The organism is Kribbella jiaozuonensis (genome assembly GCF_005233875.1).
Classification (GTDB): Bacteria; Actinomycetota; Actinomycetes; order Propionibacteriales; family Kribbellaceae; genus Kribbella; species Kribbella jiaozuonensis.
This window is the reverse complement of record NZ_SZPZ01000001.1, coordinates 237735-252933: the sequence shown is the minus strand read 5'-3', so window position 1 is coordinate 252933 and position 15199 is coordinate 237735. Positions and strand designations below refer to the sequence as shown.

General features: G+C 68.3%; 12 protein-coding genes. 4 read left to right on the top strand and 8 right to left on the bottom strand.

Translation table 11 applies throughout. From position 1 onward, the window contains the following. Positions 1-26 precede the first annotated feature (26 nt). From FDA38_RS01180 to FDA38_RS01160, 5 genes are all read right to left on the bottom strand, one after another. Positions 27-1034 (bottom strand): DUF4190 domain-containing protein, encoded by a 1008-nt coding sequence (locus tag FDA38_RS01180; protein WP_170989544.1) that lies wholly within the window; start codon positions 1032-1034, stop codon positions 27-29. 126 nt (positions 1035-1160) lie between these two features. Further along, positions 1161-1829, bottom strand: coding sequence for a DUF4190 domain-containing protein (locus FDA38_RS01175; RefSeq protein ID WP_137252210.1), 669 nt, complete (start codon positions 1827-1829; stop codon positions 1161-1163). A 131-nt stretch (positions 1830-1960) separates the two neighbouring features. Next, complete coding sequence (locus tag FDA38_RS01170; RefSeq protein WP_137252209.1) at positions 1961-3169, bottom strand: DNA polymerase III subunit delta'; 1209 nt, start codon at positions 3167-3169, stop codon at positions 1961-1963. After that, positions 3166-5151 (bottom strand): dTMP kinase, encoded by a 1986-nt coding sequence (tmk, locus tag FDA38_RS01165; RefSeq protein ID WP_137252208.1) that lies wholly within the window; start codon positions 5149-5151, stop codon positions 3166-3168. Before tmk ends, FDA38_RS01170 begins: the two co-directional genes overlap by 4 nt. A 9-nt stretch (positions 5152-5160) precedes the next feature. Further along, entirely contained in the window at positions 5161-6261 is a 1101-nt protein-coding gene (locus tag FDA38_RS01160) for a pyridoxal phosphate-dependent aminotransferase (RefSeq protein WP_137252207.1), read from the bottom strand. A 63-nt stretch (positions 6262-6324) separates the two neighbouring features. Between FDA38_RS01160 and FDA38_RS01155 the strand changes: the two genes are divergently transcribed. Genes FDA38_RS01155 through FDA38_RS01145 form a run of 3 tightly spaced genes read left to right on the top strand, consistent with a single transcriptional unit; the run spans position 6325 to position 8454 of the window. Continuing rightward, positions 6325-7737: an aminotransferase-like domain-containing protein gene (locus FDA38_RS01155; protein WP_137252206.1), complete on the top strand. Its 1413-nt coding sequence runs from the start codon at positions 6325-6327 to the stop codon at positions 7735-7737. A gap of 37 nt (positions 7738-7774) precedes the next feature. Beyond that, positions 7775-8050, top strand: coding sequence for a type II toxin-antitoxin system Phd/YefM family antitoxin (locus FDA38_RS01150; protein WP_137252205.1), 276 nt, complete (start codon positions 7775-7777; stop codon positions 8048-8050). Continuing rightward, positions 8047-8454 (top strand): type II toxin-antitoxin system VapC family toxin, encoded by a 408-nt coding sequence (locus tag FDA38_RS01145; RefSeq protein ID WP_137252204.1) that lies wholly within the window; start codon positions 8047-8049, stop codon positions 8452-8454. Before FDA38_RS01150 ends, FDA38_RS01145 begins: the two co-directional genes overlap by 4 nt. A gap of 44 nt (positions 8455-8498) precedes the next feature. On the opposite strand, the gene FDA38_RS01140 is transcribed toward FDA38_RS01145, so the two are convergent. Both FDA38_RS01140 and FDA38_RS01135 read right to left on the bottom strand, forming a co-directional pair. Further along, the gene (locus FDA38_RS01140; RefSeq protein WP_233714454.1) at positions 8499-11276 is read right to left on the bottom strand and encodes a glycoside hydrolase family 2 TIM barrel-domain containing protein; all 2778 of its coding nucleotides are present in this window, start codon (positions 11274-11276) and stop codon (positions 8499-8501) included. A 66-nt stretch (positions 11277-11342) separates the two neighbouring features. After that, on the bottom strand, positions 11343-11774 hold the full coding sequence (locus FDA38_RS01135; protein WP_137252202.1) for a Fur family transcriptional regulator: 432 nt from the start codon (positions 11772-11774) through the stop codon (positions 11343-11345). 80 nt (positions 11775-11854) lie between these two features. Here FDA38_RS01135 and FDA38_RS01130 point away from each other — a divergent pair, with 80 nt between their 5' ends. Further along, complete coding sequence (locus tag FDA38_RS01130) at positions 11855-12268, top strand: hypothetical protein (protein WP_137252201.1); 414 nt, start codon at positions 11855-11857, stop codon at positions 12266-12268. A gap of 17 nt (positions 12269-12285) precedes the next feature. On the opposite strand, the gene topA is transcribed toward FDA38_RS01130, so the two are convergent. After that, complete coding sequence (gene topA, locus FDA38_RS01125) at positions 12286-14967, bottom strand: type I DNA topoisomerase (RefSeq protein WP_137252200.1); 2682 nt, start codon at positions 14965-14967, stop codon at positions 12286-12288. Between the last annotated feature and the right edge of the window lie 232 nt (positions 14968-15199).

The following is a 15199-nucleotide window of genomic DNA, read 5'->3' as shown; positions in this document are numbered from 1 at the left end:
CCTAACGTCTCCGGCTCGACTGCGTGTTAGCGGTGGCTGTTTTTTACTGTGCTGGTTAGTTTGTCGTGGTCGGGGCCGTAGGCGGCGCAGACTACGAGGCGGTCGTCGTCTTCCCAGAGGGATCTGGTGGGGGTCCAGTAGGAGAGGTCCAGCTCGGAGTCGTCGGGGGATTTGCCGACGTAGCTGGTGAAGGTCGGGGTGCAGGCGCGGTCGGCGGCTTTGTCGACGCCGTTGTCGCCGGGGTACGGGCCTTCGGGGAGGGTGACGTCGGCGATGACCTCGCCGTCGTGGGCGAGCGTGCACGGTTGGCGCACGACCTCGTCCTCTTCGGTGCCGTCGTTGAAGCATTCACCGACAGCGAGATCGTCGACGCTGGTTGTCGGACCGGCGGAGTACGACGAGACCGGTTCGGGTGAGTTGTAGCCCTCGTTGACCGACGAACCGAACGCGATCACGAGCCCGATCACGAGCACGTACCCGATCGTCACGAGCGAGCCGATCACCAGCCCGGCGATCGCCATGCCCTTGCCGGCCTGCTGGCGGCGGTTGATCTGGACGAGCGCGGCGATGCCGAGCCCGATCGCGACCGGCGCGGAGATGCCGATGAAGATCCCGCCGATCCCGGTCGCCAGCGCCGCGGCCGCGAGCCCGTTTGTCCCGCCCGACCCCGAGTAGCCGTACCCATACCCGTACGGCGCCGGTGCCTGCCCGTACTGCGGCGGATACTGCCCAGGACCGTATCCCTGCCCGTACGACGGCGGCTGCTGCCCATAAGACGGCTGCCCATAACCCTGTTGCCCCTGTGGCGCCGGCCCATAAGCCGTCTGCCCGTAGGCGGTTTGCCCGTACTGCGGTTGCCCGGGAGCAGGCTGCGGATGCCCAGGAGCCGCCCAAGGCGACGAACCCGTCTGTTGCGGATGCGCCTGCTCCGGCCGCCCGTACGTCGGAAACGCCCGCGTCGACCCCGCCGCCGGGAACCCCTGGCCCGGATCCTGCGCCGGAAAGACTCGCGTCGGATCCTGCGTCGGGAACACCTGGGTCGGGTCCTGTGTAGGGAACGACTGGGTGGCGTCCTGGGGCTCGTCGTGTGGCCGGTCCTGTGGACGTTCTGGATCGTACGGTGGCTGAGTCACGCTATCCCCACTGCTCCCCCGCGGGCATTACCGCTGTGATCCGCGCATCGTACCCGTCAGCTTGGTCCCCGGCATCCCGACCAGACACAGGACGTTGCCGTCAGCAACGTCACGATTTTCCAATACGACGTAGTACATGTCCAGCTCGGACCGCTCGTACGGCTTCCCCACGAACTCGACGAACGCCCCAGCGCACTGCTGCGTCGCCACCGTCCCGGTCTGCGCCACGGACAGCCCCACCAGCCCCGCGCGCACCTTCGCGTACGCCTCCCCGGTGTGCGGCGCGGCGCAGTCCGCGATCGTCACCAGCTTCAGCGCATCGGCGTCCAGGTCCGCGTCGAAGCAGCGGCCGACGGCGACCTGCGAGATCGACACCGTCCGGCCGATCCCGGCCCGGTGCTCACCGACCAGGTTGAGCGTCACCGCGACCGCTGTCGCGATCACCCAGCACAGCGACACCAGCAACGCGCCGTACGCGAGCCGTTTCCCGCGGCCACCGGTCCGTTTGATCCGGCGCAACGCGATCGCGGCCAGTACGACGGCGATCGGCACGAGCCCGGGCAGGCTGGTCGCGAGTGCCGCGACGGCGTACCCGTCCTGCTTCTGCTGGGCCGGAGTCGGGACGCCCTCGAGCCATGACTCAGCCGACGGCAACGGCTGCCGCACAGGCTGGATCTCGGAGGGCGGCTGGTTCATCGGTGTCCGTTCGCGCAGAAATGTGCCGAGCGGTCTGCTTCACCCGGACACCCAGTCATCGGACCCGCCGGTCTCGGTGTTACACCATCCGCCCAGTTATCGGACGTGGACCCCGGAACGTGACTAATGCCTCAGCGCAGTACCCGGCGCGGAATCGTGAACCCGTCGTTGCGTCCCTCGAACAACGAGACCGTCATCGCCTCCAGCGCGACGAGCGGTGCGACGTTCGCCTCGATCGCCTCGCGGCACATCCCGATCGCGTCGATCCGGCGTACCGTCTGCTCGGGAGTCGTCCGCCCCGCGAGCTGCTCGATGTTGCGATGCAGCTCCGCGTTGATCAGCTCGCTGCCCGACCGCGTCTGCACCACGAGCACGTCCCGGTACAGCGCCATCAGATCTACGAGTGAGCGGTCGAGTACATCGCGTTCCCAGCGTTTGGCGCGTGCCTTCTGCTGGTCTTCGAGCTCCTTCAGCGCGGCGTTCGCCTCGCGCGGTTTGGCGCCCTTCGTGCCGACCCCGAGCGCCTGCTCGAGCGCGGCCCGCTCCTTCTCGTCGACCTTCTCGGCGCTGGCCTTGGCCTCGACCTTGGCGGCGTCGACCAGCTGCTGCGCCGCCTTCAAGCACGCCCCGAGGTCACGCAACGCGAACGGGACCTCGAGCACCTTGTTCCGCCGCTCGCGCACCTCTTCGTCACGAGCCAGAGCCCGCGCCCGGCCGATATGCCCCTGGGCAGCCCGCGCCGCGAACCAGGCCAGATCCTGATCCACGTCGAGCTTCCGGCTGAGCATCTCCGCGACCGCGGCGACCGGCGGCGTACGCAGCACCAGCAGGCGGCAGCGCGAACGAATCGTCGGTACGACGTCCTCGACCGTCGGCGCGCACAGCACCCAGACGGTCCGCGGCGCCGGCTCCTCGATGCTCTTCAGCAACGCGTCCGCGGCCTGCTCGGTCAGGCGGTCCGCATCCTCGACCACCATCACCTGCCACCGCCCCTGCGTCGGGCTCATCGCGGCGCGGCGGACCAGTTCACGGACCTCGCTGACCCGGATCGACAGCAGCTCGGTGCGGATCAACGACACGTCGGGATGCGCCCCGCTGAGCGTCGTGCGGCAGTCGTTGCACACGCCGCAGCCCTGGTCGGCGCATTGCAACGCAGCCGCGAATGCTCGGCCCGCGTTCGACCGGCCCGATCCAGGCGGGCCGGTGATCAGCCAGGCGTGCGTCATCCCGGCGACCGCGGCACCCTTCTCACCACGCAGTACGGCGGCGGCGCCGGCGACGGCCTTCTGCAGTACGGCGACTGCCGGCTCCTGTCCGACCAGGTCGTCCCAGACACTCATAGGCCCACCTTCGGGAGGATCGGCTGGAGACGCGCGCGGATCTGCTTGGCGATGTCCTCGCGGTCCTGGGATGCGTCGATGACCAGGTAGTACTGCGGCTCCGCTGCCGCCAGCTCGAGGAACGCGTGCCGCACCCGCTCGTGGAACTCGTCGGACTGCGCCTCGATCCGGTCCCGCTCCTCGAACCGGCCGAGACCGCGCTTCGGCGGCAGATCGAGCAGGATCGTCAGGTTCGGCCGGAGATCATCGGTGGCCCAGCGGTTCACCCGCTCGACATCGGACACATCCAGGTCGCGCCCGGAGCCCTGGTACGCCAGCGCGGAGTCGACGTACCGGTCGGTGATCACGACCGCCCCGGCCTTCAGCGCGGGCTTGATCACGGAGTCGACGTGCTCGGCCTTGTCGGCGGCGTACAGCAGCGCCTCGGTCCGGTGCGAGATGTCGCCGGTCGCCGGGTCGAGGACGATCTGCCGCAAGGTCTTCCCGAGCTCAGTCGCGCCAGGCTCACGAGTCAGCAGGACCTGTTGTCCTTGCTCTTCCAGCCATTTCACCAGCAGCGCGGACTGCGTCGACTTGCCGGCCCCGTCGCCGCCCTCGATCGCGATGAACAGACCGGTTGTCGGGTAGTCACCACGGGTCTTGCCGAAACTCTTCCGTACGTCGCGCCAGAACGGCACACCCGGCCGGTCGTCCATCTGCCGCCAGGCGAGCAGGCCGATCACCCCGGCCAGGATCGCGGCCGCGAGCATCGTCATCGAAGCACCGTTGTACGTCGCCGAATGGCCGCGGATCGTCCACGTGTGCCGCCCGATCGCACCAGCAGCGAACGGCGCGATCGCCAACGTGACCGCAAGCACCGTGCGCACGGCGGACTGCACGAACGCGAACGTCCGCCCGCGAACGGCATCCGGCACCTCGAGGCCGAGCAACGTGTACCCGGAAACCCACGAGCCACCCGCACAGAACCCGAGCAGGATCGCGATCATCGTCGCGATCTCGATCTGCTGGATCAACGCCAGCCCGGCCAGGCAGATGCCCGACCCGACCAGCCCGGCCGCGAACAACCGTCGCCGCGACAGCCCCGAGAAGATCCGCGGCGCAAACCCCATGCCCAACGCGAGACCGCCGAACACAGCCCCGAACAGCACGCCGTACCCCGGATCGCCCGCGCCGAGATCCTCGACGTACGTGCGGCCCAGTCCGACCACGACCGCACCCGCTGCGAACGCACCCGAGATCCCGACCACGAGACCGCGGACCACCGGCGTACCGGTGACGTAGGACCAGCCCTCGACCATGGTCCGCCAGAGCGTCGGATGGTCCTCGTGGTCGTGGACCGCGCGGCCGATCTCGGCGACCGACACGATCGCGAGCGCGGAGATGGCGAATGTCGCGGCGTTCACGTACACAGCAAGATCTATGGAGAAGTCGCCGGCCCAGCGCGTGACCAGCGTGATCGCGGTGAAGATCGCCGCCGCCGGAAGAGCCGTGCCGTACGTCGTGATCAGGCTGATCTGGTTGGCCGCCTCGAGCCGGTGCCGCGGAATCAGGTTCGGCACCGAGGCGTCCTTGGCCGGACCCCAGATCAGGCTGACGATCTCGATCAGCACGGTCGCGACCAGCAGCCAGGTCAGCGTGCCGACGATCGGGATCGTGACGAAGAACGCGGCCCGGATCAGGTCGCCGAGGATCATCGTCCAGCGTCGGTCGAGCCGGTCCGCGATCCAGCCGGCCACCGGACCCATCACCAGCGCGGGCAGGACGCGCAGGAACAGCACGCCGCCGATCGCGAAGTTCGCCGCCTGGTAGTTGTCGCCGGCGAACGACTTCGCCATCGCGGTCAGCGCCAGCAACCCGATCCAGTCGCCGAGACTCGACAGCCCGAACGCGATCCACAGCCGCCGGAACGCGCGGATCCGCAACACCGCGCGCACATCATGCGCCGGTGCAGGATCGGTCAGCGGGTCGTAAGCCTCCGGCACGCCTAAAGACTAGTGGGCGGCATGGACAGCCTCACGCAGCGCATCCAGCGCCGCCTTGAGCTCACCCGCTGCCAGATACCCGAACCCGAGCCGGAACACCCGCTCCTCATCCCCGAACCAGTCCCCGTCCGCCAGCCGCACCCCGCGTTCCGCAGCCGCCGGCCGGAACCGCTCCAGATCCACACCCGGCTTGAGCCGCACCACACACAACGCGCCCGCGTCCGGCCGGACCCACTCGACAACGTCGCTGTTCTCCTTCACCCATTCCTGGGTGATCAGCAGATTCTCCTCCAACCAGCGCCGTCGTACGCCGAGAATCTCGTCCTCCTGCTCGAACACCCGCACAGCCAGCGCCTCGGTGACGGGCGACGCCGAAACAACTGTGCTGAACTTCGCCGTGGTCAGCCGCTCCACCAGCCCGGCATCCGTCGAGATCACCCACCCGATCCGCAGCCCCGCAGCCCCATGACACTTCGACAACGACGCAACCGACACCACCTTGGAGCCGAGCGACACGGCAGTCGGCGCGACCGGATCATCGCCGTACGCCGCGACCCGATACGTCTCGTCGACCATCAGACACGCGTCCGGGCAGACCGCATCCATCGCAATCACGATCTCTTGCAGGGTTTCCAGCGATACGGCAACACCTGACGGGTTCTGCGGAGTCGTCAGACTGACCAGCTTCGTGTCCGCCGTCAGCTGCGCCCGTACGGCGTCCGCGGTCACGCGATAGCCGTCGTCAAAGGACAAAGGAATCACGCGCACATCGGCGCCGAGCGACTCATAGATGTTGCGCGTCATCGGGAACAACGGCGCCGTCGTCACGACCTGCTCGCCGCGCTCCACCAGCAAGTAGGAGAGCAGGAAGATCCCGTGCATCCCGCCCACGGTGACGACGACCTGATCCGGTTGTACGCCGTGCCGCTCGGCGATCGCGCTCCGCAGCCGGGGATCGCCGGCCGCCTTGCCGTAGCCGAGCTCGAGCTCCGCCAGGTCCGGCGTCAGCACATCGGCCAGCCGGAGGTCCGGCCCGTAACTCTCGCCCAGCTCGTGCTGGGCCTGCTCGGCGGTCAGGGACATGATCTCGTTGCGCGGGAAGGTGGCCATAACGCCATCGTTCTGGGCTTCCACTGGCGACCCCAGAGCCAATCCGGCAGAATTGGTTCGCAGATGAGACCAATCGAGGTTGTTGACCGGTTGGGCCGCTGGTCGTCCGGCCGCGGCCCGCTGTACTTGCTGCTCGCGGCCCGCCTCCGCCACCTGATCGACGACGGCGAACTGCCACCGGGTGCGGTCCTGCCGCCGGACCGTGCGCTCGCCGGTGCGCTGGCTGTCGGTCGTACGACGGTGGTCGCCGCGTACGACCTGCTCCGCGCCGAGGGGCGGATCATGCGACGGCAGGGCAGCGGCACGCGCGTGGCCGGCGTACCGACTGCAGGTGTTGTCGAGGACGCTCCGGTCGACCCGATCTTCCTGGACTCGCTGGAGGCGCGCGACGACGACGTACTGCTCGCCATCTGCGCCGCGCCCGGCGATCCGCCGCCGCAGCTTGCCGAGGCGTTCGTGGAGATCGCGCCGCAGCTCAGCCGGATCAGCAACGACATCGGCTACTACCCGTACGGTCACCCGGCGTTGCGGAAGGCGCTGGCCGCGCGGTACACGGCTCGCGGCGTACGGACGTCCTTCGAGCAGATCATGGTCACGAACGGCGGTCAGCAAGCCCTGTCGTTGCTGGCGCATGCTCTGGTGTCGCCCGGCGACCAGGTGCTCGTCGAGGCGCCGACGTACCCGGGAGCGTTGGAGGTGTTCCGCGAGGAGGGCGCAGTACTGCGTGGTCTGCCGGTCGGGCTGGACGGGTTCGAGGCGGCGGTGCGGGAGCGGCGTCCGGCGGTTGCGTACGTGATCCCGACGTACCAGAACCCGACTGGCTGCGTGCTGTCCGCGTTGAGGCGCCAGCGGTTGGCCGGCGCCGGCGTCCCGCTGATCGAGGACGAGGTGCCGGCGGACCTTGGCTTCCCTGGGGAGGAGCTGCCGACGCCGATGGCGGCGTACTCCGAGTCGGTCATCTCGATCGGCTCACTCAGCAAGAGCATCTGGGGCGGCCTGCGCATCGGCTGGATCCGCGCGTCCACACCCCTCATCAACCGATTGGCCCGGCTGCGCGCCGTACGCGACCTGGGCGGCAACGTCCCGACTCAGCTGGCCGCCGTACACCTGCTGCCACTCCTGGACGGCCCTGACCTCCACCACACCCTGAAGTCCCGCCACGACCACCTGCACAAGCTCCTCACGCACGCCTTCCCCACCTGGGACATCCCAACGGTCACCGGCGGCCAATGCCTGTGGGTCCGCCTCCCGTACGGCGACGGCACCTCCTTCGCCCAAACCGCCCTACGCCACGGCCTAGCCATCCTCCCCGGCGCCGGCCTAGACGTCACCGGCGCCAGCGACACCCACCTCCGCCTCCACTTCCGAGCCCCCGAACCAGCCCTCACCGAAGCAGTCCACCGCCTGACCAAGGCCTGGTCCGCCTACCACCCACCAGCCACCCGCATCCCCCCACGCCCGACCATCGCGATCTGACTAGCAGGTGTAGAACACAACGTTCTACACTAAAGTCATGGACAGCATCCCCGTGCGTGAGCTCAACCAGCACACCAGCGCCGTGCTGGCGCGGGTTGCCAACGGCGAGTCCCTCGAGATCACCGTGAGCGGCCGCCCGGCGGCTCGGCTGGTCCCGATCGGCGACAACACCAGCATCCGCGCCGGGCTGATTCGCCGCGGCCGATTGATCCCGGCCAGCGACCCGGGCCCGCTTGTCCTTCCCCCGGGAGAGCCGGATCTGTCAGTCGACTCAACAGAGGTCATCTCGGATCTTCGCGAGGAGCGTCTGTGATCTTCCTCGACTCGGCAGCGATCGTGAAAATGATCCGCCGGGAGGCTGAGAGCGCAGCACTCGAGTCCTGGCTCGCGAGCCAGGAGGACAAGGAACTCGTCGCATCATCGTTGGTGCTCACCGAGGTTCCTCGTGCACTGCGGCGATCCGATCCCGCCCGGCTTGCAGCCGTGCCGACGGTCCTGGCCAGGCTCGACCGAGTTCCGGTCGACGACACCGTCCTTGCAACTGCGGCGGCGTACTCGGACCCGATGCTCCGAACCCTCGATGCGATCCACCTGGCGACAGCCCAGTCACTCGTCCTCGAAGGCATCGAGCTCACGGCGCTGGTCACCTACGACAAGCGTCTTCTGACCGCGGCCGCCGAGATCGGCCTGCCGACGGCCGCGCCCGGAGCCAGCTGAATTGCGTTCTCCGCCGCGCCGTTGTCGGCGCGGCGGAGAACAGGTCAGGCCGTGGTGAAGCGGAGGGTCAGGGTGGCTGGGGCGGTTTTTAGTTTGTCTCGGTCGGGGAGGGCTGGGCCGCAGGCGGCTGTGCCTACGCCGGTTTGGGCGATGTCGAGGGTGACGTAGGTGGTGTCGCCGGGGACCAGGTCCGGGGTGTGGCTGGCCGTTTCGAGGGCGTGGGTGGTCCAGTCGCGGACGGTCAGGCCGAAGAGTTCGTTGACTGCTTCGATGCGTAGGCCGTCCAGCTGAGCCCAGCGGGTGTCGATGCGGTGGCCGTTCTCCTGGGGGCGGACGTACGGCGTCTGCAGCTCGGCGACTGTCGCGGAGTACTTGCCGACCGCGGCAGCCGCGCGGGTGTCGACGTACGCCTCGTTGGGGCCGGTGCCGAACCACTCGACCCGCTCCACCTTCGGCAACTCGAACGTGATGCCGAGCCGCGGCAGCACCTCCGGGAACAAACCTTCCGGTACGACGCTGAGCTCGAGCACCACGCCGTTGTCGACAGCCGTCCACCGCCACGTACTGCGCAGACCCCACTGCAGCGCGGGCGGCGCCGTCCGGGTGACAACCTCCCAAGCACCGTCACGCTCGCCCTGCGAAACAACCCGGTGCTGCACCCGGTGCAACCCCTGCTCCCGCCAGGCAGCAGCAACCCCAGGAATCGCGTCGTTGTCGATCGGCGCCCGCCAAACATCCAGCCGAATGTTCTGCAGATCAACGATGTTGATGCCCTGCACGCCCACAGTTCCTTCAGCAGGTGAACCAGCAGGAACGGCAGCAACGGGAGCCGGCTCGTCCAGCCGGATCTGGCCCCAGGCGACGCGATGGCCCGCGTCCGCCCAAGAGGTTGCTTCCTTCAGTTCGGCGGTCACAGTGAGCCAGCTCTCCGACCGCTCGCGCTGCGCCTCAACCCCCGGCGGCAGCTCGACCGTCACGGTCTCGCCGGGTGCGATCACAGGAACCGGCAGCCCGCCGCCGGCGACCAGCTCACCCTCGGCTTCGACCTTCAGCGTGAACTGAAGGTGGCTCGTGTCCAGCACCTCGTACCGGTTGGTGATCGCCACCCGGTTGCCATCAGCAACGATCCGCAGCGGCTCGATCACCTTCACGTACTCGTGCATACCCGGCGACGGCGTACGGTCCGGGAACAGCAGCCCGTCGCAGACGAAGTTCCCGTCGTGGATCGTCTCGCCGAAGTCCCCGCCGTACGCGTAGACCTCGCGTCCGTCGATCGTCGTCCGCAGACCGTGGTCGATGAACTCCCAGATGAAGCCGCCCTGGCAGCGCGGGTACTTCTCGAACACCTCGCGGTAGTCGAGCAACCCACCCGGCCCGTTCCCCATCGCATGCCCGTACTCACAAAGAATGAAAGGCAAGTTCCGGTAGAGCGAGGTGTCCGCCCCGATCTCCGCACACCCCTCCGGCGACGTGTACATCCGCGAGTAGATGTCGACGAACTCCGCCTCGGTGTCGCGCTCGTAGTGCACCGGCCGAGACGGGTCGAGCTCCTTCACCGCGTCGTACATGTCCTTCAGGTTCGAACCCGTCCCGCACTCGTTGCCGAGCGACCAGATCACGATCGACGGGTGGTTCTTGTCGCGATGGACCGTACGCCGCATCCGGTCGACCAGATCGTCGCGGAACCGCGGATCCATCACCGGGTTCGGCAGCTTCGGCGGCTGCGGCTCGTACCCGAACCCGTGCGACTCCAGATCGCACTCGTCGATCACGTACAACCCGTACTCGTCGCACAACGAAAGGAAGTGCGGATGCGGCGGGTAATGACTCGTGCGGACCGCGTTGATCCCGGCCCGCTTCATGATCAGTACGTCGTCCAGCATGTCCTGCTCGGTCAGCGTGCGACCCCGGTCCGGGTGGAACTCGTGCCGGTTGACGCCGTTGAACAGCACCCGATTGCCGTTGACCGTGAAGATCCCGTCGACGATCGCAACGGTCCGGAACCCGATCCGCAGCCGCACCTCGCCGCCCGCCGTCCGCAGTACGGCGTCGTACAGCCGCGGCACCTCGGCGCTCCACGGCTGCACGCCATCGACCCGCGTGTGCTCACCGGTCGGCAGCTCCAACTGCAGCTCAGGCACACTCACGATGCCCGGCACATCCGACTCGACCAGCAGCGTGCCGGCGCCGTCGATGTGGTCCCACGCAGCCTTGACGAAGATGTCGGTCGGCGCGTCCGGACGAAGCGCCAGCAGGTTGACCTCGCGGAAGATCCCGGACAGCCACCACATGTCCTGGTCCTCGACATAGCTGCCGACCGACCACTGGTGCACCCGGACCGCGATCTGCACATCCTTGCCCGGAGCAACCAACTCGGTGACGTCGAACTCCGACGGCAGCCGCGACCCCGACGACCAACCGACCGCCGACCCGTTCACGTACACCGCGAACCGCGAGTCCACGCCCTCGAACCGCAGCACGATCCGCGCGCCGTCCCAGTCCGCCGGCACCGTCACGGTCCGGACGTAGTCGCCGGTCGGGTTGTCGGTCGGCACGTACGGCGGCTCGAGCGGGAACGGATAGACCACGTTCGTGTACGCCGGTGCGCCGTACCCACTCAACTGCCAGTGGCCGGGGACCGCGATCGTGTCCCAGCCGGACGTGTCCGGGTCCTTCAGATCGTCCGGCGCATCCGCCACCGTCGGCGACAGGCGGAAGCTCCAGTCCCCGCTGAGCGCCAACCGCCCGGAGTCGTCATCCAGCCACGCCCGCGGCGCCAGCACGTTCAAACCCGACGCAAAGTCCTCGACATAGTCCGTCACAGGAGTCGACCCTAAGCCAACTCTGTTCACGAATCCACACCGATGAACAGATATGGACAGAGGCTCTCAGCCCTGGCAGTTCTTACACACCCCGACGAGCGCCACCTGCTCGGGCGCGAGATGGAAGCCGAGCTCACGGGACAGCTTCTTGCGGGCCGATTCGAGGACGTCGCCGGGAGCGTCGTACACCGTGCCGCACTCCGAGCAGCGCAGGTGCAGGTGGCGCGGGGCCAGGTCGCCGGCCAGGTGGTACGTCGTCCCCGCGCGCCCGAGGTGGACGTGCGTGACGAGTCCGAACTCCCCGAGCGCGTCGAGCGCCCGGTACACGGTCGCGCGGTGGATCCCCGGGCGTAGCTGCTCGGCCCGCTCGCCGATCTGCTCCGCGCTCAGGTGCTCCTCGGTCCCGGCCAGCACCTCGACGACCGCGAGCCGGGCCGGCGTCACGCGCTCGCCCCGCTCCCGCAACCGCTGCGCGCTGACCTCGACTGGACTCGTCATCCGCGCTCCTTGAAATCCGGGGTTCCCAACGCAAACCAATGTACTTTCCCAGTACTACGTCTCACACCTGGGGAACTGCGATGAGTGACCGGTCGAACGCTGTCGCCCGCCGGGGCGCCGCCGAGCTGCGCGGCGTCGCGCAGAACGTGCAGTACCGCTCCGAGGGCCGCTCCGAGAACGGCTCCATCCAAGTGCTGACCTTCCGGCTCACCCAACACGACTCCGTCGGGAATCCGCAGCAGCCCGTTCTCGTCGAGCTGCGTGCGACGGCTCTGGAGGGCCAGGTCGTCGACGGCGAGGAGGTAACCGTCACCGGGAAATGGCGCAGCGGACGCATCGTCGCCAAGGAGATCGTCAGCCAGGCCACCGGTGCCGCGGTTCGCGCCCGGCGGCCACCAGTGTGGGTGGCCGTGCCGGTCGCGATCATCTTCGCCGCGTTCTTCGCGTTCGTGCTCTACTTCATCATCCACGGCCTCAGCAGCTTCGGCGGCTGAAGCGCGTCAGAAGCCCGTCAGCTCTTCTTGGCTGCGGTCTTCTTCGTGGCCGTCTTCTTCGCCGTGGTCTTCTTGGCGGCGGCCTTCTTGGTCGTCGTCTTCTTCGCGGTCGTCTTCTTGGCCGTGGACTTCTTCGCGGTCTTCTTCACCGGACCGCGGGCACGCTTGTCGGCCAGCAACTCGGCCGCGCGCAGCAGCGAGATCGTCTCGACCGCGTCGTCCTTGCGGAGTGTCGCATTCGTCTCCCCGTCGGTGACGTACGGGCCGAAGCGACCCTCCTTCACCACCACCGGCTTACCGGACTCCGGGTCCTCGCCGAGCTCCTTCAGCGGCGGCGCAGCGGCGCGACGTCCACGCTGCTTTGGCTCGGCGTAGATCTTCAGCGCCTCGTCGAGCGTGATGTCGAACATCTGCTCCTCGGTCGCCAGCGACCGTGAGTCCGTGCCCTTCTTCAGGTACGGCCCGTAGCGCCCGTTCTGCGCCGTGATCTCGTCGCCCGACTCCGGGTCCTTGCCGACCACCCGCGGCAGCGACAGCAGCTTCATCGCGTCGTCGAGGCCGACGTTCTCGAGCGTCATCGACTTCAGCAGCGACCCGGTCCGCGGCTTCGCGCCCTTCGGCGCGTCCTCCGGCAGTACCTCGGTCACGTACGGCCCGAAGCGGCCCGCCTTCGCGACGACGCGGAGCCCGGTGTCCGGCGCAGTACCGAGGTCGAGCTCGACACCCGACGGCTGCGCCAGCAGCTCCTGCGCCTTGTCGACGGTCAGCTCGTCCGGCGGCAGGTCCTCCGGTACGTTCGCGCGCCGCTCGTCCTTGTCCTCGACGTACGGCCCGTACCGCCCGACGCGGACGACGATGCCGCTGTCGTCCCCGCCGACCGGGAAGGTCGACATCTCCCGGGCGTCGATGTCGCCCAGGTCGTTCACCATCGAGTGCAGACCCTCGAGGTCGGTGTCACCGAAGTAGAACCGCTCCAGCACACCCTCGCGTTGCAGGTCGCCGGACGCGACCTCGTCGAGCACGTCCTCCATCGTCGCGGTGAACGCGTAGTCCACCAGCCGGGTGAAGTGCTCCTCGAGCAGCCGGACCACCGCGAACGCCAGCCAGGCCGGAACCAGCGCCTGACCCTTCTTGTAGATGTATCCGCGGGCCTGGATCGTGCCGATGATCGAGGCGTACGTCGACGGCCGCCCGATCTCGCGCTCCTCCAGCCCGCCGACCAGTGTCGCTTCGGTGTAGCGCGCCGGCGGCTTGGTGTCGTGCCCCGAGGCGAGCACCTCGATGGCGGGCAGGACGTCGCCCTCCTCGACGTTCGGCAGCCGGGTCTCCTGGTCGTCCGTCCCCGCGGACGGGTCGTCCTGGCCCTCGACGTACGCCTTGAGGAACCCGTGGAACGTGATCACCCGGCCGGACGAGGTGAACTCGCACTTCTCGCCGGTGGACGCGGTCGCGTCGATCCGGATCGAGACGCTGTTCCCGACTGCGTCCTTCATCTGGGACGCGATCGTCCGCATCCAGATCAGCTCGTAGAGCCGGAACTCCGCACCACTCAGCCCGGTCTGCGCCGGCGTCTGGAAGTGCTCACCGGCCGGCCGGATCGCCTCGTGTGCCTCCTGGGCGTTCTTCACCTTGGAGGTGTAGACGCGCGGCTTGTCCGGCAGGTACGACGCGCCGTACAGCTCGCGGACCTGGGCCCGGGCCGCGGTGATCGCGGTCTCCGACAGCGTGACGCTGTCGGTACGCATATAGGTGATGTTGCCGTTCTCGTAGAGCCGCTGGGCGACCTGCATCGTCTGCGACGCGGACATGCCGAGCTTGCGACCGGCCTCCTGCTGCAGCGTGGTCGTCCGGAACGGCGCGTACGGCTTGCGGGTGTACGGCTTGGACTCGATCGACCGGACGGTGAACTGCGAGTCGCGCAGCGCACCGGCCAGCGCGGTCGCGGTCTCCTCGTTCAGATGGACGGTGTTGGCGCCCTTGAGCTCACCGGTCGAGCTGAAGTCGCGGCCCTGCGCCACCCGCTTGCTGTCCACCGAGACCAGGCGGGAAGGGAACTGCCGCGGCGTCCGGCTCTCACCGGCGTCGAGGGTCGCGTCGAGATCCCAGTACGACGCGCTGCGGAACGCGATCCGCTCGCGCTCCCGGTCGACCACCATCCGGATCGCGACCGACTGCACCCGGCCCGCCGACAGCTTCGGCATGACCTTCTTCCACAGCACCGGGGAGACCTCGTACCCGTACAACCGGTCGAGGATCCGGCGCGCCTCCTGGGCGTCGACCAGGGCCTCGTCGATGTCGCGGGCGTTGCCGACCGCGTCCTGGATCGCCTTCGGCGTGATCTCGTGGAAGACCATCCGCTTGACCGGGACCTTCGGCTTCAGCTCCTCGAGCAGGTGCCAGGCGATCGCCTCGCCCTCGCGGTCCTCATCTGTCGCCAGGAAGAGCTCGTCGGCACCCTTGAGCAGGTCCTTCAGCTTGCGGATCTGCGCCCGCTTGTCGGCCGGTACGACGTACAGCGGGTCGAAGTGGTCCTCGACGTTGACGCCGAGGCGTGCCCAGGGCAGGCCCTTGTACTTCGCCGGGATCTCGTCCGCGCCGCTCGGCAGGTCGCGGATGTGGCCGAAGCTGGACTCCACCACGTACCCGGACCCCAGGAAGCCGGCGATCATCCGCGCCTTCTTCGGCGACTCGACGATCACCAAACGGGTCCCTGCCGTTGTCTTCGTCCCTGCTGCTGCCCCTGCCACTGCGCTCCCTACTCTCGTCCCTGCGACCCAACGCCCCTGTCTCGGTGTCTGTTCCCCCGGGCACAGACCGACCCCACCCGAGGACAGAGTACGGCCGACGGCAACGCTTTTCTCAACGCACCGTAACCGCTGACGCCCCCTTCATGCTCCCCAGGCTGTCAGAAAGTGGCGTACAACCCATCGT